Origin of the sequence: Burkholderia ambifaria AMMD (assembly GCF_000203915.1) — a bacterium.
GTDB classification, from domain to species: domain Bacteria; phylum Pseudomonadota; class Gammaproteobacteria; order Burkholderiales; family Burkholderiaceae; genus Burkholderia; species Burkholderia ambifaria.
In genome coordinates, this window is the sequence record NC_008391.1 from 163542 (window position 1) to 189729 (window position 26188).

Below are 26188 nucleotides of genomic sequence, written 5' to 3' on the forward strand. Positions count from 1 at the left end.
GATTCGAGTCCTTGCGACGGATGAAGGGGATGGTCCAATCGTAATGCGCAAGAATTCGATCGAATCAATAAAAAAATCCGGCCGCGAAATAATGGTATTTCAGATAGTGGTTTTAGCCGCCTCTGAAAGCGGTTTGGCAGCCGCTACAATTATTTGCGGATTTTTTTCTGATAGTTTGAAGCTCCAGTTGATTGAAGCAAGGAGCGGCAAGATGGACATGCATTGGATCGCTAGCGCGGCTGTACTGCTGGTCATGGCCGTGCTGTCGGCGTACCGCGAGGCGCTGCAGAACGAGCCGATTCGCCCCGGTCTCGAGCGGGGCGGCGTCCCGTTTATCGAGGAATTCGATTCGTAAGAATTTGTATCCGGAAAATCGGTAATTTGTTTCTGCTTCGGCAATCGGGTCGGCAATATCGACCGAATCAGCGGATTATCTATTATTCCGGAAACATGGGCAATCGTTCCATATCGAAAATGAGCGGAGTGGAATTGGCCGTACCGTCGATTCTCGATATGCCGTTCGGAAAACAATCGCGCCGGGTCGCAGGGCGACGCGGCGCAGTCAACGCAATCAGGATGCGAACATGTTGAAAGTCACCAGGGCCGTGTTTCCCGTTGCCGGTCTCGGCACGCGGTTCCTCCCGGCAACGAAGGCGAGCCCGAAGGAAATGCTGCCCGTCGTCGACAAGCCGCTGATCCAGTACGCGGTCGAGGAAGCGATCAACGCCGGTATCACCGAGATGATCTTCGTGACGGGGCGCAGCAAGCGCGCGATCGAGGATCACTTCGACAAGTCCTACGAGATCGAGGCCGAACTCGAGGCGCGCGGCAAGGAAAAGCTGCTCGAGCTCGTGCGCGGCATCAAGCCGAGCCACGTGAACTGCTTCTACGTGCGCCAGCCGGAAGCGCTCGGCCTCGGCCATGCGGTGCTGTGCGCGGAAAAGCTCGTGCACGGCGAGCCGTTCGCGGTGATCCTCGCGGACGACCTGCTGCACGGCGAACAGCCGGTGCTCAAGCAGCTCGTCGACGTGTTCGACCACTATCACAGCTCGGTGATCGGGGTCGAGACGATCCCGCGCGAGGACAGCCGCTCGTACGGCGTCGTCGAAGGCCGCGAGTGGGAAGAGGACATCATCAAGCTGTCGGGCATCATCGAGAAGCCGGCGCCGGAAGACGCGCCGTCGAACCTCGGCGTGGTCGGCCGCTACGTATTCATGCCGACGATCTTCGATCATCTGCGCAAGCTCAAGCCGGGCGCCGGCGGCGAACTGCAGCTGACCGACGCGGTTCAGTCGCTGCTCGCCAACGAACAGGTGCTCGCGTATCGCTACTTCGGCACGCGTTTCGATTGCGGCAGCAAGATCGGTTATCTCAAGGCGACTGTCGAGCTCGCGCTCCAGCATCCGGAAGTGAGCCGCGAATTCGAGGCGTACCTGCGTACCTGCCTGCCCGCGCTGGCTGCTGTCGCATAAGCAGCCACGCTGCTCCGCTGTTTCAGGTGGTGGTTGTTCCGTTGGCCCCGGCTGCCTTGTGCGCCGGGGCTTTTTTGCGTGTGGGCGAGGTGGGGAGGTGCGGTGCTGCGTAGTTGGCGCGGTCGAATTCGGCGGGATCGAACCGGGGCGCGCGTGGCGATTCCGGTGTGCCGTAACGCGCGAGCCGGTTTTCGCGTGCGCGGTGCGCAGTGCGTTGGCTGCCGGACGCAGTGGCGATGAAACCGGCGCTGACGTGCCGCTTGTGCGCGGCTTCAGGGACGAAGATTGCGCGGGCGATAGCCGTCGTTGATGCTGGGTCGGTGATGTCGACGAAGCGCCACGTTAGCGCAGCGGCGCTTTCATCCGCCGACGAAATGCGTGTTCCCGACGGACGAACGGGGCCGCCGGCCGCACCGTTTCGGTGCCCGGCGTCGTGGGCCCCCAACGCATGTTTTCCGCTTGCGTCGCGCGCGGACGACTGTTCCGCTCAGCGCGGCGACGTGCTCGGCCGCGCGACGAAGTAGCGGGCCAGCATCGCAGCGATCGGCTTCTTGAAGTCGAGCAGACGTCTTTCCAGATAGCGCCACGACAGATGGGCAAGCAGCACGGCGAGCGCGAACTGCAGCAGTTCGGGCAGCGCTTCCCGGACGATGCCGGGCATCGGCACGTGTGCGAACAGCGCGGGCATCTCGCCGAAACGTGTCGGAATCAGGTTGTGGAACAGGTAGAAGCCATAGCTGATCGTGCCGAGATAGACGAGCGGCGCCCGGTCGAGCAGCGCCACGGCCGGATGGTCGGGCTCGGTGACGATCCACAGCATCAGCGCGCCGAGCGACACGGACAGCCCGAGATCCACGAGCCCCGAGACGATGTCCGGCAGCGCCGTGAACGCGGGCAGCGTGAGGAAGAACACGACGCCGACGGCTGCGAGCCAGCCGGGCGGAATGCGGCGGACGACGGTCGGGCCGCGATCGGCAAGCGCCATCGCCCCGACGCCGCCGAGCGCGATCAGCGCGAAATTCCACGGGGAAAACGCGTAGATCAGCACCGGCGACGCGTCGAACGCGTACAGCGCGAGATGCGCGAGCGCGCACAGCGCGACGGCCGCGATGCCGAGCGCGACGTGGCGCGCGGCCGGCACCGCGAGCAGCGTGAGCGGCGCGATCAGATAGAACTGCTGTTCGACCGCGAGGCTCCAGAAGTGCGACGTGGAGCCCGGCCAGCCGTCCTTGACGACGCCGATCCAGTAGTTCGACAGGAACGCGGCGTGCCACGGGAGCCCGAGATTGACGCCGCGCTGGTAGAACAGCGCGTGCGCGATCGCGAGCGCGGCGAGCAGCAGGTAGTAGACGGGAAAGATCCGCAGCGCGCGCTTCGCGAGGAACAGCGCGAGCGCGTGGCGGCGACCCATCGTGCCGCATTCGATCGCCTGACGGTTGCGATGCAGTTCGCCGACGATCAGGAATCCGCTGATGAAGAAAAACGTCCACACACCGAGCTTGCCCACGTCGACAGCGAGGACGTGGCCCTTGTGGGACAGGAAAACGAGGATGACGGCGATGGCTCGCAGGCCGTCGAGTCCTTTGACGTATCTGACTTCGCGCATGAAGACATCCGGGGCACTGAGCGAGGTCAGTATAGGTGTGCAAATATCGAACGTAATTCGCGTTCGGGCGTATACGTAGAGCTGTTTTTCGCTGTTCGAGCGTCGATGAAGTCGGTCGCGCGCAACAAAACCTGCGGGAAACCCCGCGAAAACGCATAAAAGTACTGCACGAAGCGTCGAGGCGCTTGTAGAATCCGGCGTTGAAGCGCGCGCGTTGCACGCTTCGTGTATCCAACGACCACACCTGGTAGGAGAAACATGGCGACTTCCGCAAAAAAGGTGGCCAAGAAGGCTGCCGCACCGGCCACCAAGAAAGTGGCTGCAAAAAAGGCTGCGCCCGCGAAGAAAGTAGTGGCCAAGAAGGCTGTCGCGAAGGCAGCACCGGCTGCTCCGACGCCGCTGAAGGACAAGTTCACGAAGGCATCGCTCGCAACGCACATCGCTGAGCGTGCAGCTGTCGAAGTGAAGGCGGTCAAGGCAGTGCTCACCGCACTCGAGAACGTCGTGCTGGGCTCGGTTCACAAGAAGGGCGCAGGCGAGTTCACGCTGCCGGGTCTGCTGAAGATCACGGCACAAGTCGTGCCGGCGAAGAAGAAGCGCTTCGGCAAGGATCCGTTCACGGGCGAAGAGCGCTGGTTCCCGGCAAAGCCGGCCAGCGTGCGCGTGAAGGCACGTGCGCTGAAGAAGCTGAAGGACGCGGCTGCGTAATGCCGCGTAACGGCCGCCGAATGCAAGTCGGCGACCGTTACGATGTCCGACGGTCCCCGTACGCGAAAGCGTGCGGGGATTTTTATTGCGCTGCGCAACGCGCGCGGGGTGAGGTCGCGCTGTGCGGATGCGGCGTGACATTGGTGCGTATCCCGTGCTGCGGGCCGTTCATGCGGACGGCAGGATCGCTCCGTGCGTCCATGCGTCCATGCGTGCGCGCGGCGCACAGCTTTGCAGCGTTGCGCCTCGCGCAAGTCTCGCGTCATGAACGCGGCGAATCGTTCCCGTCGAGTTGCCGGCCAGATGGCTGCCGCGTGCGCCGCGCTCAAACGGCATTTCGGCGCGACACTGCTGGCGATACATCTGTTGGGCCCGGCGCTCGACGGCGGGTGAAACCGCGCAGCGAGATCGACCTGCTGATGACGATTGCCGCATCGCCGGGCGAAGCGTCGCGGTGTGGTGCGCGCTGATGGTCGACTTGCTCGATGTGTCGGCGTTGCCGGGGAGCACTGCGCACATGCGCCCGCTGGAAGCGACGATCGTCGTGCGCGGTGACGTGGTGTCATGGCGTCATCCGGCCCGCCGCGCGCTGCAGTTGGATGAGTGGCTCCGCCGCGATCTACGCGCGGGCATCGTTGAGTCGCCATCCGTCGGTCGCGATCTCGCGATCCTGTTGACGAAGATCCGGAAGCACGACGTAGCGCTGCTCGGGTCGCGCGCGGCCGCATGGTTCGAGCCGGTGCCCGCGCACGACTTCGTCGCCGCGTCCTGTCCACCGTCGTGCAGTGGCATGCCGAACGGGACTGGCGCGGCGACGAATACGGCGTCGTGCTTGCGCACGCACGCATCCAGTAAAGCGCCGTGACCGGCAAGATCGCGCCGAAGGACTTCGCCGCGGTGCAGGTACTGGCGCCCTTGCCCGACGCGCGCCGACCGGGTCCTGTCGGCGGCACGCAACGTCTATCTGCACGGCGGCGGCGCCGATGAGCCGCCGTCATGCGAACCGGTCGCCACCTTTGCGCTATGCGCGAGGATCATCGAAGCGATGCTGTCGACGTAGCGGTGTGCGCACGGCCGCGGCCTTGCGATTGCGTCGCGGCGCGATGCAATCCGTCGCAGGACGCGATCATTGCGCGCGCCGCACGCGCGCGACGAACGCACGCCACGAGCGCACGCCACGAACGCACACCCCGGAACGCACACCCCGAAGCACACCCCGAAGCACACCCCGAAGCACACCCCGAAGCACACCCCGAAGCACACCCCGAAGCACACCCCGACGCCCCCGCGAACACCGGCGCGACACCCGTACCTTCGTCAGCCCGCCGTGCCCGCGTACGCGGCCTTCAGCGCGGCGACGTCGAACTTCGTCATCTGCATCATGGCCGCGGCCACACGTGCCGCCTTGACCTCGTCGCGGTCGGTCATCATCGGGATCAGCGCGTCGGGCACGATCTGCCATGACACGCCGAAGCGATCCCGCAACCAGCCGCAGCCGTCGGCCGTGCCGCCGTTGTCGAGCAGCGCGCTCCAGTACCGGTCGAGTTCGGCCTGGTCGGCGCAACTGACCATCAGCGAGATCGCGTGATTGAACGTCTCGGTGCGCGGGTGGCTCATCGCGGTGAACGGCTGTCCGAACAGTTCGAACTCGACCATCCGGGTGCCGCTGGTGCCGGGCACCGCCGTGACGCGCACGACGCGCGAGTTCGGGAAAATGTCCGTGTAGAAGGCCGCGGCTTCTTCGGCTTCCGTCGCGTACCAGAGGAACGGCGTGATCTTCTGAATCGTCATGGAGCGTCTCCTGTCTGCTGTCGGTGAGGGACGGCCAATCTGCATGCCGTCATCGATACGACGAATGAAGCGTGTCGAAATCGACATGTCGAAGCATACGTGCTTCACATCGGAGGATCAGGGAATCGGGAAGTCGGGAAAGCGGCGCATCCGAGTCGACAGCGCGAGGCGTCCGGCATGCATCCAAAGGGGGCTTCCCGCGCGCGACAGGGGCTCCAGGTGCCGCTCGCGACCGGTTGCCGTATCCGAGGGCCCGGCAGCGGTCGCAGCCCGTCACGACGCCGCCGGCAACGGACGAAAAAAAACCAGCCAGGGCCGAAGCCGATGACTGGTTTTGCAGTTCGGCGGCATGGCGTCGAAGACGCCATGCACACCGGAAACGTACTTCTTAGAACTTGTGACGAATGCCGAGCGCGACGAGTTCGGCCGAGCTCTTGCCGGCGAAACCGTACGAAGCGATCGACGCTTGCGCGCTTTGCTGCACGCCGTCGACGAGCTGCGTACCGCTCGCGTGCTGGTATGCGCCAACCAGGTAGATGTCCGTGCGCTTCGACAGCGAGTAGTCCGCGCCGACACCGACTTGGTGGTACTTCGCCTTCGTGTCGCCGCTGGCTCGCGTGTACGAGTAGCCGAGGCCCAGCAGCAGCGGCGGCGTGACCTGGTACGTCACGAACGCGCGGCCCGTGTTGTACTTTTCGGTCGAACCGAAGCCCGAGAATGCATCCGGCTTGTACTGTGCGTTGCTGTAGCCGAGGCCGAACGTCACCGGGCCCAGTGCGTACTGACCTGCGACTTGCGCGATGGCGATCGACTTCGCCGTTGCGTAACCCGAGTTGATCGGGCCGTCGAAGATCGCGTCGGACGTCGTCGAACCCCAGCCTGCGCGGCCGACAGCCGTCGTCGGCGACGGGTTGGCTGCGTAGAAGTAGCCTGCTGCAACGCCGACCGGGCCGTTGTTGTAGGCAGCCGCGACCGACCACGTCTGGCCCGAACCCGTCTTGCCTGCAACGCCGCCGAGGGCGTACATGCCTTCGACCTGGAAGCCGCCCCAGACCGGCGACGTGTACTTGATTGCGTTGCTGACGCGCAGCGAGTTGTCGTTGTTGTCGACGTCGCCCGGCGTTGCCATCACGCTGCCGAAGTAGTTGTCAGCCGTCACTGCCTGGACCAGGTCGACCAGCGGGTCGTACTGGCGGCCGAGCGTCAGCGTACCGTACTGGTCGCTCTGGAGGCCGACGAACGCCTGACGACCGAACATGCGACTGCCCTGGTTCAGGTGGCCCGTGCCCGGATCAAAACCGTTTTCCAACTGGAAGATCGCCTTCAGGCCGCCGCCGAGGTCTTCAGCGCCTTTCAGGCCCCAACGGCTGCCTTGCAGGTTGCCCGACAGCATTTGCCACGAGTTGTTGGCTTGACCGTTGTTGCCGTGAACCCATGCGATCGACGTGTCGATCACGCCGTACAGCGTCACGCTCGACTGAGCATGAGCAGCGCCGGCGGCGCCCAGCAGGGCGAGCGAGAGGGTCGAGAGAGCGAGTTTCTTCATCGTTGAGTATCTCCACGCAAATGATTCGTCATTCGTTATTTGTTGCGGATTGGAGAATAGCTCAGTGCCAACCATGCAAGAAAGCTTAAAAAATAAAGTGTCTCGAAAAGGTAACAGCGTGAAAAAGTCTATATATATCAAGCACATCAACGACCGTTCCTCTTTTTGAAACAGTTGACATTTGTTGCGGCGCGATTGTTGCAGTGGGCGATGCGCTCGGCAGCGGAAGGGCGAATTTCGTGGGGTGGCACGCAGAAATCGAGGCGAGCAAACGTTTGCCGTTGCAGCGGCCAAACCGGGCCGATGCAAAAATCGCATCAACACGCATGAACGCGCGGCAGGGCCTGGTGATTGCGAAAACGAACGCGGTCGCGTAGGGAGTCGATGGGACACCCGGCAGCGCGCGCGAGGCGCGCCGCCGCCTGCGAGGCAAGGCGTGGAGAATCAGTCGTCGCGTGTGCGATCCGCGGTGGGATCCATCGGCGCGGGCACGCCGGCAGCATTGCGTGCGCCGCGATGCGCATCACCGCGTGCGGCCGCGAATTCCGCGCCGAGCAGCAGCACGGCTGCCGAGAAGTACAGCCACATCAGCAGGACCGCGAACGATCCGGCCGCGCCGAATGCACTGGCCGTCCCGGCCCGCGCGAGATACAGCGCGAACAGCTTCTTGCCGCCGGAGAACAGGATCGCGGAGACGATCCCGCCGATCACCGCGTCGTGCCATGCGACGTGCGCGTCGGGCAGGAACTTCATCAGCACGGCGAACGCGCCCGCGAGCACCGCGACGCCGACGACGAGCTGCAGCACGTTGGTGATCGCGACGTATGGAGAATCGCCGAGCAGCCATGTGCCGATGAACGTGATCACGGTATCGAGCACGAGCGACACGATCAGCAGGAAGGCGACGCCCAGCACGAGCCCGAACGAGATGAGCCGCACCCGCACGAGCCCCAGCATGCTCGACCAGCGGTTTTCCGAGTTCGGCCAGATCACGCTCAGCGCCGTGTTCAGCGATGCGAAGGTCGCCGATGCGCCGATCGCGAGCGCCGCGAACGAGATCAGCGTCGCGATGCCGCCGCGCTCGCCCGCGCGATGCGCGTTCTGCACGATCGTCTGGATGCTGGCCGCCGCATCGTCGCCGATCAACTGGTGGGCCTGCTCGAACACCTGGCCGCGCGCGGCCTCGTCGCCGTAGAACCAGCCGGCCACGGCGATCACCATCACGAGCGTCGGCGCGAGCGAGAACGCGGAAAAGAACGCGATGCTCGCGGCCATTGCCGAGCAGCGGTGGGAAGAGAAACGCTTGAATGCGTTGAGCGCCCAGTTGGCCTGCTGTTGCGCGAGGCGGGTCGCTTCGGACGTGATCTGTCGTTTCATGACGGTTCGGTTGCGCGCTGATCGCCGGACATCGGTGGATCAGACAAATCGGTATTGATCCGAGGATTGCATCATAGTTGCGCTCAATGTCTATAATCCTTTCAGTTTCTCCTTACCCCACAAAGACGCCGAGACCATCATGCTACAAATGTCACGGCGCCAGTTCCTGAAGGTGACGGCCACGTCGCTTGCCGGTTCGAGTCTTGCCCTGCTGGGCTTTTCTCCGACCGAAGCGCTTGCCGAAGTCCGACAGTACAAGCTGGCGCGCACCGTCGAAACCCGCAACACGTGTCCTTATTGTTCAGTGGGTTGCGGCATCCTGATGTATAGCCTCGGTGACGGCGCGAAGAACGCGCAGCCGAGCATCATTCATATCGAAGGCGATCCCGACCATCCCGTCAACCGCGGCACGCTGTGCCCGAAGGGTGCGAGCCTGATCGATTTTATCCACAGCCCGAGCCGCCTGACGCATCCCGAATACCGGGCGCCGGGCTCGGACAAGTGGGAGCGCATTTCGTGGGGCGATGCGCTCGACCGGATCGCGAAGCTGATGAAGGCCGATCGCGACGCGAACTTCGTCGAGACGGCGGAAGACGGCGCGAAGGTCAACCGCTGGCTGACCACCGGCATGCTGGCCGCGTCGGCGGGCAGCAACGAAGTCGGTTACCTGACGCACAAGGCTGTCCGCAGCCTCGGGATGCTCGTATTCGACAATCAGGCGCGTGTCTGACATGGCCCGACGGTGGCAGGTCTTGCCCCGACGTTTGGCCGTGGAGCGATGACGAACCATTGGGTCGACATCAAGAACGCGGACGTGATTCTCGTGATGGGCGGCAATGCAGCCGAGGCCCATCCGTGCGGTTTCAAGTGGGTAACGGAGGCGAAGGCGCACCGCAAGGCGCGGCTGATCGTCGTCGACCCGCGCTTTACGCGTACGGCCTCGGTGGCCGACTACTACGCGCCGATTCGCACCGGCACCGACATCGTCTTCCTGGGCGGCGTCATCAACTATCTGCTGACGAACGACAAGATTCAGCATGAGTACGTGAAGAACTACACGGACTTCTCGTTCATCGTGCGCGAGGATTTCGCGTTCAACGACGGCATCTATTCCGGCTATGACGCCGAGAAGCACGCGTATCCGGACAAATCGAGCTGGGACTACGAGCGCGGCGACGACGGCTTCGTGAAGGTCGACCCGACGCTGCAGCATCCGCGCTGCGTGTACAACCTGATGAAGCAGCATTACGCGCGCTATACGCCGGACATGGTCCAGCAGACGTGCGGCACGCCGAAGGAGAAATTCCTGAAGGTGTGCGAGATGCTCGCGACCACGGCCGTTCCCGGCCGCGCCGGCACGGTGCTGTACGCGCTCGGCTGGACCCATCACTCGATCGGCTCCCAGATGATCCGCACCGGCGCGATGGTGCAACTGCTGCTCGGCAACATCGGCATCGCCGGCGGCGGGATGAACGCGCTGCGCGGCCACTCGAACATCCAGGGCTTGACCGACCTCGGGCTGATGTCGAACCTGCTGCCGGGCTACATGACACTGCCGATGCAGGCCGAACAGGATTTCGACGGCTACCTCAAGAAGCGCACGCAGCAGCCGCTGCGGCCCAACCAGCTGAGCTACTGGAAGAACTACAAGGCCTTCCACGTGAGCTTCATGAAGTCGTGGTGGGGCGATGCGGCGACCGCCGAGAACAACTGGGGCTACGACTACCTGCCGAAGCTCGACAAGCAGTACGACCTGCTGCAGGCGATCGAGCTGATGAATGAAGGCAAGATGACCGGCTACATCTGCCAGGGCTTCAACCCGCTCGCGGCGGCGCCGTCTAAGGTGAAGACGGCCGCCGGGCTCGCGAAGCTGAAGTGGCTCGTCATCATGGATCCGCTCGCGACCGAGACGTCCGAGTTCTGGAAGCATCACGGCGACTACAACGACGTCGACGCGTCGAAGATCCAGACCGAGGTGTTCCGTCTGCCGACCACCTGCTTCGCGGAGGAAGACGGCTCGCTCGTGAGTTCGAGCCGCGTGCTGCAATGGCACTGGAAGGGCGCGGAGCCGCCAGGCGAGGCGAAGAGCGATCTCGAGATCATGTCGGGGCTGTTCCTGCGCATGCGCAAGATGTACCAGAAGGACGGCGGCAAGTATCCGGACCCGATCGTGAACCTGACCTGGCCGTATGCGAACCCGGAAAGCCCGACGCCTGCCGAGCTCGCAATGGAGTTCAACGGGCGTGCGCTTGCCGATCTGCCGGATCCTAAGGATCCGACGAAGACGCTCGTGAAGAAGGGCGAGCAACTCGCGGCGTTCGCGCAACTGAAGGACGACGGCACGACCGCGAGCGGCTGCTGGATCTTCTGCGGTGCATGGACGCAGGCCGGCAACCAGATGGGGCGGCGCGACAACTCCGACCCGACCGGCATCGGCCAGACGCTGAACTGGGCGTGGGCATGGCCCGCGAACCGGCGGATCCTGTACAACCGCGCATCGTGCGACGTGAGCGGCAAGCCGTTCGATCCGACCCGCACGCTGATCGGCTGGAACGGCAGCGCGTGGAAGGGCCCCGACGTACCGGACTTCAAGGCGGATGAACCACCTGAAAACGGGATGGGGCCGTTCATCATGAATCCGGAAGGCGTCGCGCGCTTCTTCGCGCGCGCGGGGATGAACGAAGGTCCGTTCCCCGAGCACTACGAGCCGTTCGAGACGCCGCTTGCCGCGAACCCGCTGCACCCGAACAACCCGCAGGCGCTGAACAATCCGGCCGCCCGCGTGTTCCCGGGTGACCGCGCGTCGTTCGGCAAGGTGTCCGAGTTCCCGCACGTCGCGACGACGTACCGGCTGACCGAGCATTTCCACTACTGGACCAAGCATGCGCGGCTGAACTCGATCATCCAGCCCGAGCAATTCGTCGAGATCGGCGAGGACCTCGCGAAGGAAGTCGGCGTCGCGCACGGCGATCGCGTGAAGGTGTCGTCCAAGCGAGGCTACATCGTCGCGGTCGCACTCGTCACGAAGCGGATCAAGCCACTGACGATCGAGGGCAAGAAGGTCCAGACGGTCGGCGTCCCGTTGCACTGGGGCTTCAAGGGTCTGACGAAGCCCGGCTATCTCGCCAATACCCTGACTCCGTCCGTAGGCGACGGCAACTCGTACACACCGGAATTCAAGTCGTTCCTGGTGAAGGTCGAAAAGGCGTAAGGGGAAAGAGATGGCATTGCAATCGCTGGATATCAAGCGCGTCTCGGCCACCACGACGCCGCCGCCCACGGCGCGCGAACCGGTGACCGGGAGCGTCGCGAAGCTGATCGACGTATCGAAGTGCATCGGCTGCAAGGCGTGCCAGACGGCATGCATGGAGTGGAACGACCTGCGCGACGAGGTCGGCACCAACGTCGGCGTGTACGACAACCCGGCCGACCTGACCGAGCACTCGTGGACGGTGATGCGGTTCTCCGAATACGAGAACCCGGCCGGCGACCTCGAATGGCTGATCCGCAAGGACGGCTGCATGCACTGCGAGGATCCGGGCTGCCTGAAGGCATGCCCGTCGCCGGGCGCGATCGTGCAGTACAACAACGGGATCGTCGATTTCCACGAGGAGAACTGCATCGGTTGCGGCTATTGCGTGACCGGCTGCCCGTTCAATGTTCCGAGGATTTCGAAGAAGGATCATCGCGCGTACAAGTGCACGCTCTGTTCCGACCGCGTCGCGGTCGGCCAGGAACCGGCCTGCGTGAAGACCTGCCCGACCGGCGCGATCGTGTTCGGCACCAAGGAGGACATGAAGCAGCACGCGGCCGAGCGGATCGAGGACCTGAAGGAGCGCGGCTTCGAGCATGCGGGGCTGTACGACCCGCAGGGCGTCGGCGGCACGCACGTGATGTACGTGCTGCACCACGCGGATAAACCGTCGCTGTACCACGGGCTGCCCGACGATCCGTCGATCAGCCCGATGGTGAGGCTGTGGAAGGGGATCGCGAAGCCGCTCGCGGTCGCCGGCATCGCGCTGACCGCGCTCGCCGGATTCTTCCACTACATCCGCGTCGGTCCGAACGAGGTCACCGCGGAAGACGAGGCCGCCGCCCGCGACGAGGCGCGACGCATCGAGGAGGACGCAAAATGAAGCACGACGACCCCAACCTGATCGTCCGCTACACGGCGAACGAGCGCACGAACCACTGGATCACCGCGATCACCTTCGTGCTGCTCGCGTTGTCCGGGCTCGCGCTGTTCCATCCGTCGATGTTCTGGCTCACCGCGCTGTTCGGCGGCGGCCAGTGGACGCGGATCCTGCATCCGTTCATCGGCCTCGTGATGTTCGTGTCGTTCGCGATTCTCGTGGTGCGCTTCTGGCACCACAACGTGCTCGACGCGGACGATCGGCAGTGGCTGAGGCAGATCGACGACGTGGTGACCAACCGGGAAGACAGGCTGCCGCCCGTCGGGCGCTATAACGCCGGACAGAAGCTGCTATTCTTCACGTTGGTGGCGTGCCTGCTGCTGCTCCTGCTGTCGGGGATCGTGATCTGGCGGCGCTACTTCTCGTTCTACTTCCCGATCGGGGTGATCCGCGCGGCCGCTGTCGTGCATGCCGTGGCGGCTTTCGTGCTGATCGTGAGCATCATCGTGCACATTTACGCGGCGTTGTGGGTGAAGGGTTCGATCGGCGCGATGGTGCGCGGCACCGTCACGCTGGGCTGGGCCCGCAAGCATCACCCGAAGTGGTTCCGTGAAAGCGTGAAATAACGCACCGGAGCGGAACGGTTCGCCGATTGCGGCGTACCGTTCCGCCACCCGCCGGAATCGCCAGAAGCGCCGATTCGTCGGCGCTTACTTATTTGGAAGACATATTTGTGACACAACGCATTCTCGAACCGACCGAGATCTCGGCGCTCGATCATTCGGCCATTCCGCGCTTTCGCCTGCCGGAGCGCGCCACCGTGTTTTCGGCGCGCGCCGCGCGCCTGCGCAAGCTGGCCGACCTGAACCCGATCAGCGGCTACCTGCGGCTGATGGCCACGGTCGCCGATGCCCAGCATGCGACGCTGCAGACGCTCGAGCTGCCGCTGCCGTCGAAGGAAGCGATCGCTCGTGCGCAGCAGCATTCGATGCCGCTCGTGCCGGCGCTCGGCGGCGAGCGCGATCCGCGCTGGCGCGCGGTGCTGTATGAGCTGCTCGACCGCGTCGAAGGCGCCGGGCTCGTCAACCCGCAGCTCGCGAAGCTGCTCGACCGGCTGCGCCTGATGTCGCCCGCCGAACTCGATGCGCAGGCCGAGGCGATCCTCGCGCTGCGCTTCGCCGAGGTCGACCCGGCCACCGCGCCGTTCCTGATGGCCGCGCTGCAGGTCGTCTGGACCGATCTCGCGAGCCGCATCGCGCCGGCCGAGATCCCGTATCTCGACCAGCCGGGGCTGTGCCCCGTGTGCGGCACGCATCCGGTCGCGAGCGTCGTGCGCGTCGGCGGCCAGTTCCAGGGCTACCGTTTCCTGCAGTGCGGGCTGTGCACGACCGAGTGGCACATGGTGCGTACGAAATGCTCGCACTGCGACTCGACCAAGGGCATCGCTTACCACGGGATCGAGGGCGGCAGCGAAGCCATCAAGGCCGAATCGTGCGACGAATGCAAGACTTATCGCAAGATCGGCTACCAGGAGAAGGACTACGAGTTCGAGCCGCTCGCGGACGATCTCGCGAGCCTCACGCTCGACCTGCTGATGAACGAAGCCGGCTACCAGCGCAGTTCGCCGAACCCGCTGCTGTGGCCGGACATGTCGCGCGAAACGGATTGACGGCAGGCAGCCGGGGCGGGCGCGCGAGCACCGGCGCCGGCGGCCGCCCCCCTCATGGAAATGGAGCCACCCCTACGTGAGCGAACCGGGTTTGAATGAACTGAATGCCGTCCTCGCGCGCGTACCGTCGGTCGAGCGCGTGCTGTCGTCGGCGCCACTGCAGCCGCTGCTCGCCGACTATGGCCGCACGCGCGTGCTGAACGCGGTGCGCGCCGAACTCGAACGCTGGCGTACCGCCGCGCAGCAGGATCCGGCGGCGGCCGAGCCGCTCGACGAGCCGCGCATCGCGGCAGCGGTCGCCCGCACGCTGGCGGCGCGGAGCGCGGGCGCCGTGCGCGCGGTGTACAACCTGACGGGCACCGTGCTGCACACCAATCTCGGGCGCGCGCTGTTGCCCGACGACGCGGTGCGCGCGGTGGTCGACGCGCTTACGCAGCCTGTGAATCTCGAATTCGATCTCGCCACCGGCCGCCGCGGCGACCGCGACGATCTGATCGACGATCTGCTGTGCGAACTGACCGGCGCGCAAGCCGCGACCGTCGTCAACAACAATGCCGCGGCCGTGCTGCTCACGCTGTCGGCGCTGGCAACGAAGAAGGAAGTCGTCGTGTCGCGCGGCGAACTGGTCGAGATCGGCGGCGCATTCCGCATTCCGGACATCATGAGCCGCGCCGGTGCGAAGCTGCATGAAGTCGGCACGACCAACCGCACCCATCTGCGCGACTACGCCGAGGCCATCGGCCCGCGCACGGCGATGCTGATGAAGGTGCACTGCAGCAATTACGCGATCAGCGGCTTCACGAAGGAAGTGACGCTGGCCGAACTCGCGCCGCTTGCGCGCGAGCACGGGCTGCCGGTGGCGGTCGATCTCGGCAGCGGCACGCTCGCCGATCTGTCGCAATGGGGCCTGCCGCACGAGACGACCGTGCAGGAAACCATCGCGGCCGGCGCGGACCTCGTCACGTTCAGCGGCGACAAGCTGCTCGGCGGGCCGCAAGCCGGCCTGATCGTCGGCGATCGCGCGCTCGTTGCGAAGATCAAGAAACACCCGCTCAAGCGCGCGCTGCGCGTCGGCAAGCTGACGCTCGCCGCGCTCGAACCCGTGCTCCGGCTCTACCAGGCGCCGGAATTTCTGTGCGAGCGGCTCACGACGCTGCGGCTGCTGACGCGGCCGCAACGCGACATCACCGAGGCCGCCCAGCGCGTGCGTCCGGCGTTGCAGGCCGCTCTCGGCAGCGGCTTCGACGTGCGCGTCGAGCCGATGTTCAGCCAGATCGGCAGCGGTGCGCTGCCGCTCGATCAGTTGCCGAGCGCCGGGCTCGTCGTGCGCACGCCGGACGGCAAGCGCGGCGGCCGTGCGCTCGCGCAGCTCGAGAAGCGGCTGCGCGAATGGCCGCGTCCGGTGATCGGCCGCGTGGCCGACAATGCGCTGCGACTCGATCTGCGTTGCCTCGAAGCGGCCGACGAAGCGACATTCGTCGCGCAATGCGTGCGGATCGAAAAGGCCCACTGAATGATCGTCGGGACTGCAGGACATATCGATCACGGCAAGACGACGCTCGTGCGGGCGCTGACGGGCGTCGACACCGACCGCTTGAAGGAAGAGAAGGCGCGCGGCATCTCGATCGAGCTCGGCTATGCGTATACGCCGCTCGAGAACGGCGACGTGCTCGGCCTGATCGACGTGCCCGGCCACGAGAAGCTGGTTCATACGATGGCGGCCGGTGCTTGCGGAATCGACTTCGCGCTGCTCGTGATCGCCGCCGACGACGGCGTGATGCCGCAGACCCGCGAGCATCTCGCGATCCTGCAACTGCTCGGTGTGACGCATGGCGCGGTCGCGCTGACGAAGTGCGATCGCGTCGACCCCGCGCGCGTGGCGGCGGTGCGCGACGAGATCACCGCGTGGCTGCACGGCTCGACGCTCGATGGCGCGCCGCTCTTCGAAACCTGCGCGACGCGCGACGACGATCCGGGCGTCGCCGCATTGAAGCGTTTCCTCGCGGATGCGGCGCTCGCATGGCGCGCGCGCCGCGACGACGGCCTGTTCCGGCTCGCGGTCGATCGCGTGTTTACGCTCGCCGGGCAGGGCACCGTCGTGACGGGCACCGCGTTCGCGGGCCGCGTCGCGACCGGCGGCACGCTCGCGGTCGTGCGCACCGGCGGCGCGGCGCGCGTGCGCAGCATCCATGCGCAGAACCGACCGGTCGACGCGGGCCGCGCGGGCGAGCGCTGCGCGCTGAACCTGGCAGGCGTCGACAAGGCGGACGTCGAACGTGGCGATACCGTCGCGGATGCACGGCTCGTCGCGACGTCGCCGCGGCTTGACGTCGAACTGACGCTGCTGGCCGACGCGGGGCTCACGCTGACGCACTGGGCGCCGCTGCACGTGCATCTCGGCACGCTGCATCGCGTCGCGCATGTCGCGCTGCTCGACGGCGATACGCTCGCGGCCGGCCAGAAGATGCGCGTGCAACTGGTGTTCGACGAACCCGTGTTCGCGCTGCCGAGCGATCACTTCATCGTTCGCAATCCGCAAGCGACGCGCACCGTCGGCGGCGGCCGCGTGCTCGACCCGTTCGGTCCCGCGCGCAAGCGCCGCACGCCTGCGCGCCGCGCATGGCTCGACGCACTGGCGGCGTGGCTCGACGAAGGGCGGCTCGATGCGCTGCTCGCGCAGGCGCCGCTCGGTATCGCCCGAACGATGCTCACGCACCTCACCGGGTTTGCGCCCGACGTGCTCGCGTTGCCGGACGACGCGCTCGCGATCGGCCAGCGCGACGCCGCGTCGAACGACGGCACGGTGATGGCGCGGGCGCACTGGCTGGCGCTGCAGGCGCGCACGATCGACACGTTGCGCGCGTATCACGAGCGCGTGCCGGACGAGCAGGGGCTCGACGCGGCACGTCTGCGGCGGATGGTGGCGCCGCTCGTCGGCGATGCGCTGTGGCGTGCGCTCGTCGATGCGCTGGTGGACGGCGGGGAGGTCGCGCGTAGCGGGCCCTGGCTGCATCTGCCGTCGCATTCGGTGAGTTTCGATGCGCGCGAGGAAGCGCTGGCGCGGCAACTGCTGCCGCTGATCCACGCCGGGCGCTTCGATCCGCCGTGGGTGCGCGATCTGGCGCGCGACACGGGCACGGCGGAGGAGGCCGTGCGGTCGCTGCTGCGCAAGCTCGCGCGGCGCGGCGACGTGCAGCAGGTCGTGCGTGACCTGTTCTATCACGCGGATATCGTGCGCGAGCTGGCCGGGCTCGTTGCGGATCTCGCGCCGACGCGCGGCGGCGGGCTCGATGCGGCGACGTTTCGCGATGCGACGGGGCTTGGCCGCAAGCGTGCGATCCAGATTCTCGAGTTCTTCGATCGGGTTGGGTATACTCGCTTCCACCGCGATCTCCACTTCCTGCGGCCTGACAGCGGTTGGGCGAGTATTCAGGCGTAACGCGCTCGGCGTTCTTCTCGTTCTTGTGGTTCTTCTCTCGTCGGAAGGCATTCGTATCCGGTGGTACGGCTGGACTTCAAATCCAGTTGGGGGTGTCAGACACTCCCGGGTCGGTTCGACTCCGGCTGCCTTCCGCCATTTGGTTTGCCAGTGGCCGACTTTCCGGCGATTGTGTAGGCATCCATAAAACTTCCGCCTGGAAGTCAATTGGTTTGCCGGGGAAAAGCGGAGCCGGCCGTGAGCCGGCGCGTTCCGTACGGTTCGCCGTTTCATGAGGGTCGTGCTTTCGGCCGGGCGTTACACGTACCAATCCAGCGTCTTCACGATCCCCGTTTCGAAGCTCTCCGCCGGCCGCCATTGCAGTTCGCGCGCGAGCTTCCCAGCATCGATCGCATACCGCCGATCGTGACCAGGGCGATCGGTGACGAACCGGACGAGGCGCGCATGCGGTGCACGTTCGGGCCGCCGCTCGTCGAGCAGCACACAGATCAGCGCGACGATGTCGACGTTGCGCCATTCGTTCCAGCCGCCGACGTTGTAGGTCTCGCCGACCGTCCCGCGCCGGATGACCGCGTCGATCGCGCGGCAATGGTCATCGACGTACAGCCAGTCGCGCACGTTTGCGCCGTCCCCGTACACGGGGATGTCGGTGCCGTCGACGCAATGACGGATCACGGTCGGAATGAACTTCTCGCCGTGCTGACGCGGCCCATAATTGTTCGAGCAGTTCGTCGTGGTGACGGGCAATCCGTACGTATGGAAATACGCCCGTACGAGATGGTCCGAGCTTGCCTTGGTGGCCGAGTACGGAGAATTCGGCGCATAAGGCGTCGTTTCTGAAAACGGTGGATCGTCGGGGCCCAGCGAACCGTACACCTCGTCGGTGCCGATATGGTGAAAGCGGCGCCGCGCGTGGGCGTCGGTCCTGCCCAGTTTTTGATCGTTCAACCAAAGCTCGCGGCACGCATCGAGCAGCGTCCAGGTACCGAGCACGTTCGTGCGGACGAATTCGCCGGGACCGTCGATCGAGCGGTCGACGTGGCTTTCGGCCGCGAAGTGGACGACGGTGTCGATCGCGTGGTCGCGCAACAGCGACTCGACGAGCGGTCGGTCGCAGATGTCGCCGCGGACGAACCGATGACGATCGGCCCCCGGCATGTCGTCGCCAAGATTGTCGAGGCTGCCCGCATAGGTCAGAAGATCCAGCGTGACGACGCTGACCTGCGGATCGCTGTCGAGCAGATGACGCACGAAATTGGCGCCGATGAAACCGGCGCCGCCCGTAACCAGCACGTGTTTCGGTCGATAGCTCATGACGTTCGCTTCCAGGTGGCAAGCACTTCGGTGAGGCCCGCGAGCCACGATGGCGATTCGATGCCGAAGTGTTCTCGCAGGCGGCTGCAGTCGAGCGCGGAATTCGCCGGTCTCGGCGCAGGCAACGGATAGGCGTCGGTTCGGATCGGCCGTACGACAGGCACGCGATCGATGAGGCCCGTGCGCCGCGCCTCGGTGAAGATCGTCTCTGCGAAGCCGTGCCACGTCGTCACCGGCGTGCCGCACAGGTGATAGGTGCCCCAGCGCAGCGTTTCACCGGCCCGGTATCGCGCCGCGATCGTCAGCAGCGTGTCGGCGATCGCACCGGCATGCGTCGGGCCGCCGTACTGATCGGCGACGACGCCGACGACGTCGCGCTCGCGCCCGACGCGCAGCATGGTTCGCACGAAATTGTTGCCGTGCGCGCCGAATACCCATGCGACGCGCAGAATCAGATGACGGTCGGGCAGTCGCTCGCGCACCGCTTCCTCGCCCGCGAGCTTGCTGCAGCCGTACACGCCGAGCGGCGCGACGGCGGCGGTTTCCGCATACGCGCCTGGCATGCGGCCGTCGAACACATAGTCGGTCGATAGATGGATCAACGGAATGCCGAGCGCCGCGCAGGCGTTGGCCAGCACGGCCGGCCCGTCGCGGTTCGCCTGCCAGGCGGCATCGGGCTCGGTCTCCGCCCGGTCGACGGCGGTCCATCCCGCGGCGTTGATCACGAGCGCGGCGCGGTGTTCCTCAAGCGCGCGGCGCACCGCGTCCGCATCGGCGATGTCGAGCGCGGCACGCGACAGTCCGACGAGCGGCTGCTCGCCCGCGCGCAGCACCAGTTCGCGGCCCACCTGGCCGAGTGCGCCGGTCACCACGATCGTCATCGCGCACTCCCGTATGCCGGCAGCATCGCCGGCGCGCCGGCGGCCAGTTCGGCGAGCGGAGGCTGTCGCCGGTCCTTGTCCGACAACTGATACGGCGCGCCGGATGCCGGCCAGTCGATGCCGATCGCCGGATCGTCCCAGCGCACGCCCGCGTCCGAATCGGGATCGTAGTACTGCGTGCACTTGTACGCGAAGTCGGCCTCGTCGGACAACACGCAGAAGCCGTGTGCGAAACCGGGCGGAATCCATAGCATCCGGTGCGATATGTCGTCGAGCTGCGCGCCGAACCAGCGGCCGAAGGACGGCGAGCCGCGCCGGATGTCGACGGCGACGTCGTAGACCGTGCCGCGGGCCGCGTGGACCAGCTTGCCTTGCGGATTCACCCGCTGGTAGTGCAGCCCGCGCAGCACGCCGCGACGCGAGCGCGACTGGTTGTCCTGGACGAAGGTGGCGTCGACGCCCGCGTCGCGCAGCCAGCTTTCTCGGAAGCTTTCGACGAAAAAACCGCGTGCATCGCCGAACACGCCGGGCTCGATCACCAGCACGCCGGGCAGCGGCGTTTCGATCACCCGTGTCATGCTGCGACCTCCTTGCTCAGCAGATCGAGCAGATAGCGGCCGTAACCGCTTTTCGCGAGCTTGTGCGCGAGCGTTTCGAGCTGCTCCGCATCGATCCAGCCGAGCCGGTACGCGATTTCCTCGGGACACGCGATTTGCAGGCCCTGCCGCGCCTGCATTACCTGGATGAAATTGGCCGCGTCGAGCAACGATTCGTGCGTGCCGGTGTCGAGCCATGCGTAGCCGCGCCCGAGTATCTCGACATTCAGCGCGCCGCGCGCGAGATACGCGAGATTCAGGTCGGTAATTTCCAGTTCGCCGCGCGCGGACGGTCGCACGGCCTTCGCCAATTCGACGACGTCGTTGTCGTAGAAATAGAGGCCGGTGACCGCATAGTGCGACTTCGGCTCGCGCGGTTTTTCCTCGAGGTCGATCGCCCGGCCATGCGCGTCGAACGACACGACGCCGTAGCGCTCCGGATCGCGCACGTAGTAGCCGAACACGGTCGCGCCGGCGGTCCGTGCGGCGGCTTGTTGCAGCAGCGACGACAGCGCGGGCCCGTGATAGATGTTGTCGCCGAGCACGAGCGTCGCCGCGTCGCGACCGATGAACGGCGCGCCGATCACGAACGCCTGGGCAAGACCGTCGGGGCTCGGCTGCGCCGCATACGAAAAGTTCATGCCCCACTGGCTGCCGTCGCCGAGCAGTTGCTGGAAGGCATCGAGATCGCGCGGCGTCGAGATGACCAGCACGTCGCGGATGCCCGACAGCATGATCGTGCTGAGCGGGTAATAGATCATCGGTTTGTCGTACACCGGCATCAATTGCTTCGACACCGAGTGCGTGAGCGGATGGAGCCGGGTGCCCGAGCCGCCCGCCAGAATCAGTCCTTTACGGCCAATCGCTGTTTGCATGAAGTCCCTCGCTGCAAGAGGAAAAATACGTGCGTGATACGCGGAATACACCGAATGCTTCGATTGCGCCGATTGCCGTCGATATCCGTGCGCGCCCGGCTACGGCTGCTCGGTGCCCCCGGCGTGAATCGCGCGAAATACGATCGCGAAGCCGAGCGCGTACAACGCAGCGATCACCGCGAAGCCGACAGCCGTCGCTCGGTCCGGGTCGTCGACCACGTGCAGGATCACCGATGCGATCGCGATGCCGACGAGCGAACCGATCTGCCGGCTTGCGTTCAGCGATGCGGCGGCGAGGTTCGCGTCCGCAGCATCGGCCGACTGCATCACGACGAGATTCATCGCCGGAATGGCTTGTCCGGCACCGAAGTTGGCGAGGCCGACCGCGATGGCCAATGCCGGATACGGCATCGCCGCGACGCCGACGAGCGCCACACTGCCGAGCGTGGCAAGCGCGAGCCCGGTGAGCAGCGTGCGGCGCGGGCCGAGCAGCGCGCTGACCTTCGCGGACGCGAGATTGCCGATGCCGAACATCGCCATCAGTGGAAACAACTCGAATCCGACGACGAGTGCGCTCGCGCCGCGGACGTTCTGCAAATAGAGGCTCAATAAAAAGATTTCGGCGAGGATGCCGAAGTTGATCGCGAGGCCCAGCGTGCTGCCCGCAACGAAACGTCGGTTCGCGAGCAGCGCAAGCGACACGATGCGCGAGCTCGCGTAGCGCTCGCGTAATGCGAATGCCACGGTTGCGGCCAACGTCGCGGCCGCGCCGGCGATGATGGACGGCGAGCGCCAGCCGGCGCTGGGCCCTTCGATCAGCGTGAAGCTCAGCGCGGCGAGCGCGAGCGCGCCGAACAGATGGCCGAGCGCATTCAACGGGCCGGGATGGCGCGGGGCCCGCGCGATATGCCGGTACGTGAGCCACAGGCCGGCGGCGCCGACCGGCAGGTTCACCCAGAAGATGCCGCGCCAGCCGATCGCCTCGACCAGCACGCCGCCGACGCAGGGGCCGAGCGCCATCGCGGCCGACACCAGCGCACCCCAGATGCCGATCATCCGCGTGCGCACCGGTCCCGGCGGGAACGCAAGCGTGAGCAGGCTCAGCGAACTCGGCATGAAGAGCGCCGCGCCGACACCCTGTGCGAGGCGCGCCGCGACAAGTGCGGCGCTGGACTGCGCGGCCGCGCACAGCACCGACGCGCCGACGAATAGCACGAGCCCGGCGACGTAGACGGATTTCGACCCGTAGCGGTTCGCGAGTGCGCCGCCGAGCAGCAGCAGCGCGGCGAAGCTGAGCGTATAGGCATCGACGACCCACACCAGCGCGGTCAGCGACATCGACAGGCTGGTTTCCATGGCCTTCAGCGCGACGTTGACGATCGTCACATCGAGCATGGCCATCACGAAGCCGCACGCGAGCGCGACCATCACGAGCACGGGGCGCGCGGCCGCGGATGCGTACGCGCCGGTGGCCGGCGTGGCGCTCCCGCCGTTCATGCGGCCCTCCCGCCGAGGTACAGGCGCCGCATCTCAGCGCTGTCGAGCAGCTCGGCCGCGGGACCGTCGAGCGCAACGCGCCCCATCGTCAGCACGATGCCGCGGTCCGCGATGCGCAGCGCCTCGATCGCATTCTGCTCGACCATCAGCACGCCGATATGCTCGGTGTCGCGCATCCGGACGATCGCGTCGAACACCTCGTCGACCATCTTCGGCGACAGGCCCGCCGACGGCTCGTCGAGCAGCAACAATACCGGGCGCGGCATCAGCGCGCGCGCGAGCGACACGATTTGCCGCTCGCCGCCGGACAAGGCGCCCGCCAGCGACCGGTAGCGACGCCGGAGGACCGGATACTGCTCGCACAGCTCGTCGATCCGCGCCTCGCGCGGAAACGCGGACATCGACTGGCCGCCGAGCATCAGGTTTTCCCGCACGGTCAGCGACGCGAACACGTTGTCGGTCTGCGGCACGAAGCCGATGCCGTACTCGCGGATCTTCCGATGGACCGGCACGCGCGCCACGTCGGTGCCCTGGATCGTCACGCTGCCCGCACGCGGCAGCAGGAAGCCGGCGATCGATTTCAGCAGCGTCGATTTTCCGCAGCCGTTCGGGCCGAGGATCGTCACGATGTCGGTGGCGCCGACCGTGAGCGACACGCGATGCAGGATGTCGACTTCGGGTGTGTAGCCGGCGACGAGTTCGCGCACGTCGATCATGATGCCTCCAGCGGGCGACCGGCGGCATGCGCGCGGCCGAGATAGGCGTCGAGTACGCGGCGGTCGCGTTCCAGCTCGGTCGGACGGCAGTTCGCGATCGCCACGCCGCGGTCCAGTACGACGCAGCGGTCGCATAGCTCGCGGATGAAATGCATGTCGTGTTCGATGACGACCAGCGTGACGCCCTGCTTGCGAATCCGTTGCAGCGCGTCGATCAATTCGCCGCGCAGGTTCGGGTGCACGCCGGCGGTTGGCTCGTCGAGCAGCAGCAGTTTGGGCTCGGTCATCATCGCGCACGCAATGCCCAGCAGCTTCTTCTGGCCGCCGGAGATCGACGCGGCTGCAAGGTGCGCGACGCCGGACAGTTTCAGTTCGTCCAGCAGCTCGGCGGCGCGCGCACGGGTATCGGCATCGAGCGCGCGCGTCGCGCGGCCGCGCCAGAGCGCGGCGCCGATTCCGTGGCGCGCGGACGAAGCCGCCATCGCGAGTTCGAGCACCGACATTCGCGCGGGCATCGACGGCAACTGGAATGTGCGGCGTATGCCCAGTCGGGCGATCCTGTGCGGCGAGAGCGCGTCGATCCGCTGACCGTCGAAGCGGATGGCGCCCGCCGCGAGCGGCGCGAAGCCGGTGACCGCGTTGAGCGCGGTGCTCTTGCCGGAGCCGTTCGGGCCGAGCAGTCCGACGATCTCGCCGCCGTCGACCGACAGCGTGACCCCGGACAGGACGACGTTCTCGCCGTAGCGGATCGTCACGCCATCGAGATCGAGCAGCGCACTCATGGCCGCACCTCCAGGCGCTCGGGCACGAGCCCGTGCGGGCGCCAGATCACGCATGCGAGCAGCATCAGGCCGACCAGGCCGAGCCGCACCGCGCCGGTCAGGTCGCTGCCGACCCCGAGCCAGTCCTTGAGAAACGGCGCCAGCGCGTAGACGGCCTGCACGATCAGTGTGCCCACCAGCACGCCTGCGTGGCTGCCGAGGCCGCCGACCATCACGACGGTCCAGAGCGCGAAGGTCTCGGACGCGATCATCGCGTCCGGCCCGACATAGCCGATGTACCAGGTGGCGAGCGCCCCGGCGACCGCCGCAGGGAGCGCGCCGGCGATGCACGCACGCGTTTTCAGCGCGAGCGGATCGTAGCCGAAGCAGACCGCGAGCGCGGGTTCCTCGCGCATCACCTTCAGCGCGCGGCCGAAGCGGCTTGCGGTCAGGCGCCGGTACGTCGCGTAGGTGAGCGCGAGGCAGCCGGCCGTGACCGCGAGGAAGGCGAGGTCGGCCCACGGCGCCCGCAGCCCGGGGAACAGCGGCGCGATGCCGCCGATTCCTTGCGCGCCGCCGGTGAGCCAGCTTTCGTTGAGCGCGGTCGTGCGCAGGATCTCCGCGATTGCGAGCGTCGCGATCCCCCAATAGTCGGCGGCGAGCTGCCGTCCCAACCGTGCGACGACGAGCGCCAGCGCACCGGCCGCGGCCACGGCGAGCGCCAGCGCCGACAACAACGGCCAGCCGAGCTGCGACGCGATGCCGGCCGCGTACGCGCCGAGCCCGGCGAACGCGATGAAGCCGAAGTTGACGAGCCCCGCATAGCCGGCCTGCAGGTTCAGCCCGAGCGCCATCGTCGCGTACAGGCAGCCGATGGTCAGCAGATGGATGACGAAGCTAGACACGCCGCACCTCCCGATCGAAGATTCCGTAGGGCCGGAAGATCAGCGCGACGAGCAGGATCGCGAACGACACTGCGCCGACATACTCGACCGGAAAGAACTGCATCGGCCGATCGACGAGCGTGCCGAAATCGACGTTCAACGCGACGGTTTCGGCGAGCGCGATCAGCAGCGCGCCCGCCGCGGCGCCGAGCGGGTTGCCGAGACCACCCAGGATCGCCGCGGAGAACACCGGAATCAGCAGCCCGTAGCCGAGATTCACGTGCACGCTCTCGGTGGCGCCGAGCATCGTGCCGCCGAGCGCCGCCAGCACGCCGCTCGCGAACGTGATCACGTTCGTCACGCGCGTCGCGTCGATACCGGTCGCGAGCGCCAGTGCGCGATTCGATGCGAGCGCACGCATCGCCCGCCCAAGGCCGGTGCGGTACAGCAGCGCCGCGAACAGGGCGAGCGCGCCGGCGCCGCATGCGATCGAGCCCAACTGCGGCACGGACAGCGCGACGCCGGCGATCACCATCGGCGGATGCACGTCCTGCGCATACTGCTGCGGCCGCGAGCCGGCGATGCCGAGCACCAGCGCGACCGCCAGCATCGAGATCGCGAGCGAGCCGATCATCGCCACCGCGCTGCCGGAGCGCAGCAGCCGCGCAAACACGAACAGGTTCAGAAGCGTCGCGACGGTGCCGATCAGCACGCAGGACACGGCCGTCGCGAGCGCGAACGGCAGCCCCGCGCGTTCCAGCCAGAGCGTCGCGAATGCGCCGAGCATCGCGTACTGGACGTGCGCGATGTTGGGAAAGCGGATCAGCGAATAGAGCGTCGACAGGCCGACCGACACAAGCATCAGATCGGCGGTGCGGATCAGTACGTCGACAATGAATGACAGCATGGCGATGTCCTCGGTT

Annotated in this window: 24 protein-coding genes and 1 tRNA gene; 11 read left to right on the plus strand and 14 right to left on the minus strand. The window is 66.3% G+C overall.

Annotation, left to right across the window (positions count from 1 at the left end):
- Positions 1-43: 43 nt before the first annotated feature.
- Together BAMB_RS16970 and galU are read left to right on the plus strand one after the other, a co-directional pair.
- Positions 44-355 carry a hypothetical protein gene (locus tag BAMB_RS16970; RefSeq protein ID WP_127456254.1) on the plus strand — a complete coding sequence of 104 codons (312 nt, stop codon included), beginning with the start codon at positions 44-46 and terminating at the stop codon, positions 353-355.
- 229 nt (positions 356-584) lie between these two features.
- The gene (gene galU, locus BAMB_RS16975) at positions 585-1472 is read left to right on the plus strand and encodes a UTP--glucose-1-phosphate uridylyltransferase GalU (protein ID WP_006754479.1); all 888 of its coding nucleotides are present in this window, start codon (positions 585-587) and stop codon (positions 1470-1472) included.
- 22 nt (positions 1473-1494) lie between these two features.
- On the opposite strand, the gene BAMB_RS35370 is transcribed toward galU, so the two are convergent.
- The gene (locus BAMB_RS35370) at positions 1495-1917 is read right to left on the minus strand and encodes a hypothetical protein (RefSeq protein WP_127456256.1); all 423 of its coding nucleotides are present in this window, start codon (positions 1915-1917) and stop codon (positions 1495-1497) included.
- A 42-nt stretch (positions 1918-1959) separates the two neighbouring features.
- Positions 1960-3078, minus strand: a complete 1119-nt coding sequence (locus BAMB_RS16980; protein WP_011658400.1) for an acyltransferase family protein — start codon at positions 3076-3078, stop codon at positions 1960-1962.
- Between the two features lie 258 nt (positions 3079-3336).
- Between BAMB_RS16980 and BAMB_RS16985 the strand changes: the two genes are divergently transcribed.
- Both BAMB_RS16985 and BAMB_RS35905 read left to right on the plus strand, forming a co-directional pair.
- Positions 3337-3786, plus strand: coding sequence for an HU family DNA-binding protein (locus BAMB_RS16985; protein WP_006754477.1), 450 nt, complete (start codon positions 3337-3339; stop codon positions 3784-3786).
- 469 nt (positions 3787-4255) lie between these two features.
- Positions 4256-4651, plus strand: coding sequence for a hypothetical protein (locus tag BAMB_RS35905; RefSeq protein ID WP_011658403.1), 396 nt, complete (start codon positions 4256-4258; stop codon positions 4649-4651).
- A 452-nt stretch (positions 4652-5103) separates the two neighbouring features.
- Here the strand turns inward: BAMB_RS35905 and BAMB_RS16995 are convergent, their stop codons facing one another.
- From BAMB_RS16995 to BAMB_RS17005, 3 genes are all read right to left on the minus strand, one after another.
- The gene (locus BAMB_RS16995) at positions 5104-5577 is read right to left on the minus strand and encodes a VOC family protein (protein WP_011658404.1); all 474 of its coding nucleotides are present in this window, start codon (positions 5575-5577) and stop codon (positions 5104-5106) included.
- A gap of 388 nt (positions 5578-5965) precedes the next feature.
- Positions 5966-7123 carry a porin gene (locus BAMB_RS17000; RefSeq protein ID WP_011658405.1) on the minus strand — a complete coding sequence of 386 codons (1158 nt, stop codon included), beginning with the start codon at positions 7121-7123 and terminating at the stop codon, positions 5966-5968.
- 444 nt (positions 7124-7567) lie between these two features.
- Positions 7568-8500 carry a YihY/virulence factor BrkB family protein gene (locus BAMB_RS17005; RefSeq protein WP_011658406.1) on the minus strand — a complete coding sequence of 311 codons (933 nt, stop codon included), beginning with the start codon at positions 8498-8500 and terminating at the stop codon, positions 7568-7570.
- Between the two features lie 139 nt (positions 8501-8639).
- Here BAMB_RS17005 and fdnG point away from each other — a divergent pair, with 139 nt between their 5' ends.
- The 7 genes from fdnG to BAMB_RS17045 all read left to right on the plus strand — a co-directional run bounded on the left by fdnG (position 8640) and on the right by BAMB_RS17045 (position 17879).
- Positions 8640-11711 (plus strand): formate dehydrogenase-N subunit alpha, encoded by a 3072-nt coding sequence (gene fdnG, locus BAMB_RS17015; RefSeq protein ID WP_144435014.1) that lies wholly within the window; start codon positions 8640-8642, stop codon positions 11709-11711.
- 10 nt (positions 11712-11721) lie between these two features.
- Positions 11722-12636: a formate dehydrogenase subunit beta gene (gene fdxH / locus BAMB_RS17020; protein ID WP_011658409.1), complete on the plus strand. Its 915-nt coding sequence runs from the start codon at positions 11722-11724 to the stop codon at positions 12634-12636.
- Positions 12633-13259, plus strand: a complete 627-nt coding sequence (locus BAMB_RS17025) for a formate dehydrogenase subunit gamma (protein WP_006754871.1) — start codon at positions 12633-12635, stop codon at positions 13257-13259. Before fdxH ends, BAMB_RS17025 begins: the two co-directional genes overlap by 4 nt.
- Before the next feature lie 107 nt (positions 13260-13366).
- On the plus strand, positions 13367-14302 hold the full coding sequence (gene fdhE, locus BAMB_RS17030) for a formate dehydrogenase accessory protein FdhE (RefSeq protein WP_175783418.1): 936 nt from the start codon (positions 13367-13369) through the stop codon (positions 14300-14302).
- Between the two features lie 76 nt (positions 14303-14378).
- A complete protein-coding gene (gene selA / locus BAMB_RS17035; RefSeq protein ID WP_011658411.1) occupies positions 14379-15815 on the plus strand; it encodes an L-seryl-tRNA(Sec) selenium transferase in 1437 nt (478 codons plus the stop codon).
- Positions 15816-17741 (plus strand): selenocysteine-specific translation elongation factor, encoded by a 1926-nt coding sequence (selB, locus tag BAMB_RS17040; protein WP_011658412.1) that lies wholly within the window; start codon positions 15816-15818, stop codon positions 17739-17741.
- A 42-nt stretch (positions 17742-17783) separates the two neighbouring features.
- A tRNA-Sec gene (locus tag BAMB_RS17045) sits at positions 17784-17879 on the plus strand.
- 159 nt (positions 17880-18038) lie between these two features.
- Here BAMB_RS17045 and rfbB read toward each other — a convergent pair.
- From rfbB to BAMB_RS17090, 9 genes are all read right to left on the minus strand, one after another.
- The gene (rfbB, locus tag BAMB_RS17050; protein WP_011658413.1) at positions 18039-19055 is read right to left on the minus strand and encodes a dTDP-glucose 4,6-dehydratase; all 1017 of its coding nucleotides are present in this window, start codon (positions 19053-19055) and stop codon (positions 18039-18041) included.
- A complete protein-coding gene (gene rfbD / locus BAMB_RS17055) occupies positions 19052-19936 on the minus strand; it encodes a dTDP-4-dehydrorhamnose reductase (RefSeq protein ID WP_011658414.1) in 885 nt (294 codons plus the stop codon). Before rfbD ends, rfbB begins: the two co-directional genes overlap by 4 nt.
- Entirely contained in the window at positions 19933-20514 is a 582-nt protein-coding gene (gene rfbC, locus BAMB_RS17060; RefSeq protein ID WP_011658415.1) for a dTDP-4-dehydrorhamnose 3,5-epimerase, read from the minus strand. The genes rfbD and rfbC overlap by 4 nt, the downstream gene beginning before the upstream one ends.
- The gene (gene rfbA / locus BAMB_RS17065; protein WP_011658416.1) at positions 20511-21407 is read right to left on the minus strand and encodes a glucose-1-phosphate thymidylyltransferase RfbA; all 897 of its coding nucleotides are present in this window, start codon (positions 21405-21407) and stop codon (positions 20511-20513) included. Before rfbA ends, rfbC begins: the two co-directional genes overlap by 4 nt.
- Before the next feature lie 99 nt (positions 21408-21506).
- Positions 21507-22904, minus strand: coding sequence for an MFS transporter (locus BAMB_RS17070; protein WP_011658417.1), 1398 nt, complete (start codon positions 22902-22904; stop codon positions 21507-21509).
- On the minus strand, positions 22901-23620 hold the full coding sequence (locus tag BAMB_RS17075) for an ABC transporter ATP-binding protein (protein WP_011658418.1): 720 nt from the start codon (positions 23618-23620) through the stop codon (positions 22901-22903). Before BAMB_RS17075 ends, BAMB_RS17070 begins: the two co-directional genes overlap by 4 nt.
- Positions 23617-24402, minus strand: a complete 786-nt coding sequence (locus BAMB_RS17080) for an ABC transporter ATP-binding protein (RefSeq protein ID WP_011658419.1) — start codon at positions 24400-24402, stop codon at positions 23617-23619. The genes BAMB_RS17075 and BAMB_RS17080 overlap by 4 nt, the downstream gene beginning before the upstream one ends.
- A complete protein-coding gene (locus BAMB_RS17085) occupies positions 24399-25286 on the minus strand; it encodes a branched-chain amino acid ABC transporter permease (protein WP_011658420.1) in 888 nt (295 codons plus the stop codon). Before BAMB_RS17085 ends, BAMB_RS17080 begins: the two co-directional genes overlap by 4 nt.
- Positions 25279-26172, minus strand: a complete 894-nt coding sequence (locus tag BAMB_RS17090) for a branched-chain amino acid ABC transporter permease (protein WP_011658421.1) — start codon at positions 26170-26172, stop codon at positions 25279-25281. Before BAMB_RS17090 ends, BAMB_RS17085 begins: the two co-directional genes overlap by 8 nt.
- Positions 26173-26188 lie beyond the last annotated feature (16 nt).

Coding starts and splice junctions, on each gene's coding strand:
- BAMB_RS16970 (WP_127456254.1), top strand. CDS start 44: ATGCGCAAGAATTCGATCGAATCAATAAAAAAATCCGGCCGCGAAATA.
- galU (WP_006754479.1), top strand. CDS start 585: ATGTTGAAAGTCACCAGGGCCGTGTTTCCCGTTGCCGGTCTCGGCACG.
- BAMB_RS16980 (WP_011658400.1), bottom strand. CDS start 3,078: ATGCGCGAAGTCAGATACGTCAAAGGACTCGACGGCCTGCGAGCCATC.
- BAMB_RS16985 (WP_006754477.1), top strand. CDS start 3,337: ATGGCGACTTCCGCAAAAAAGGTGGCCAAGAAGGCTGCCGCACCGGCC.
- BAMB_RS35905 (WP_011658403.1), top strand. CDS start 4,256: ATGGTCGACTTGCTCGATGTGTCGGCGTTGCCGGGGAGCACTGCGCAC.
- BAMB_RS16995 (WP_011658404.1), bottom strand. CDS start 5,577: ATGACGATTCAGAAGATCACGCCGTTCCTCTGGTACGCGACGGAAGCC.
- BAMB_RS17000 (WP_011658405.1), bottom strand. CDS start 7,123: ATGAAGAAACTCGCTCTCTCGACCCTCTCGCTCGCCCTGCTGGGCGCC.
- BAMB_RS17005 (WP_011658406.1), bottom strand. CDS start 8,500: ATGAAACGACAGATCACGTCCGAAGCGACCCGCCTCGCGCAACAGCAG.
- fdxH (WP_011658409.1), top strand. CDS start 11,722: ATGGCATTGCAATCGCTGGATATCAAGCGCGTCTCGGCCACCACGACG.
- BAMB_RS17025 (WP_006754871.1), top strand. CDS start 12,633: ATGAAGCACGACGACCCCAACCTGATCGTCCGCTACACGGCGAACGAG.
- selB (WP_011658412.1), top strand. CDS start 15,816: ATGATCGTCGGGACTGCAGGACATATCGATCACGGCAAGACGACGCTC.
- rfbB (WP_011658413.1), bottom strand. CDS start 19,055: ATGAGCTATCGACCGAAACACGTGCTGGTTACGGGCGGCGCCGGTTTC.
- rfbD (WP_011658414.1), bottom strand. CDS start 19,936: ATGACGATCGTGGTGACCGGCGCACTCGGCCAGGTGGGCCGCGAACTG.
- rfbC (WP_011658415.1), bottom strand. CDS start 20,514: ATGACACGGGTGATCGAAACGCCGCTGCCCGGCGTGCTGGTGATCGAG.
- rfbA (WP_011658416.1), bottom strand. CDS start 21,407: ATGCAAACAGCGATTGGCCGTAAAGGACTGATTCTGGCGGGCGGCTCG.
- BAMB_RS17070 (WP_011658417.1), bottom strand. CDS start 22,904: ATGAACGGCGGGAGCGCCACGCCGGCCACCGGCGCGTACGCATCCGCG.
- BAMB_RS17075 (WP_011658418.1), bottom strand. CDS start 23,620: ATGATCGACGTGCGCGAACTCGTCGCCGGCTACACACCCGAAGTCGAC.
- BAMB_RS17080 (WP_011658419.1), bottom strand. CDS start 24,402: ATGAGTGCGCTGCTCGATCTCGATGGCGTGACGATCCGCTACGGCGAG.
- BAMB_RS17090 (WP_011658421.1), bottom strand. CDS start 26,172: ATGCTGTCATTCATTGTCGACGTACTGATCCGCACCGCCGATCTGATG.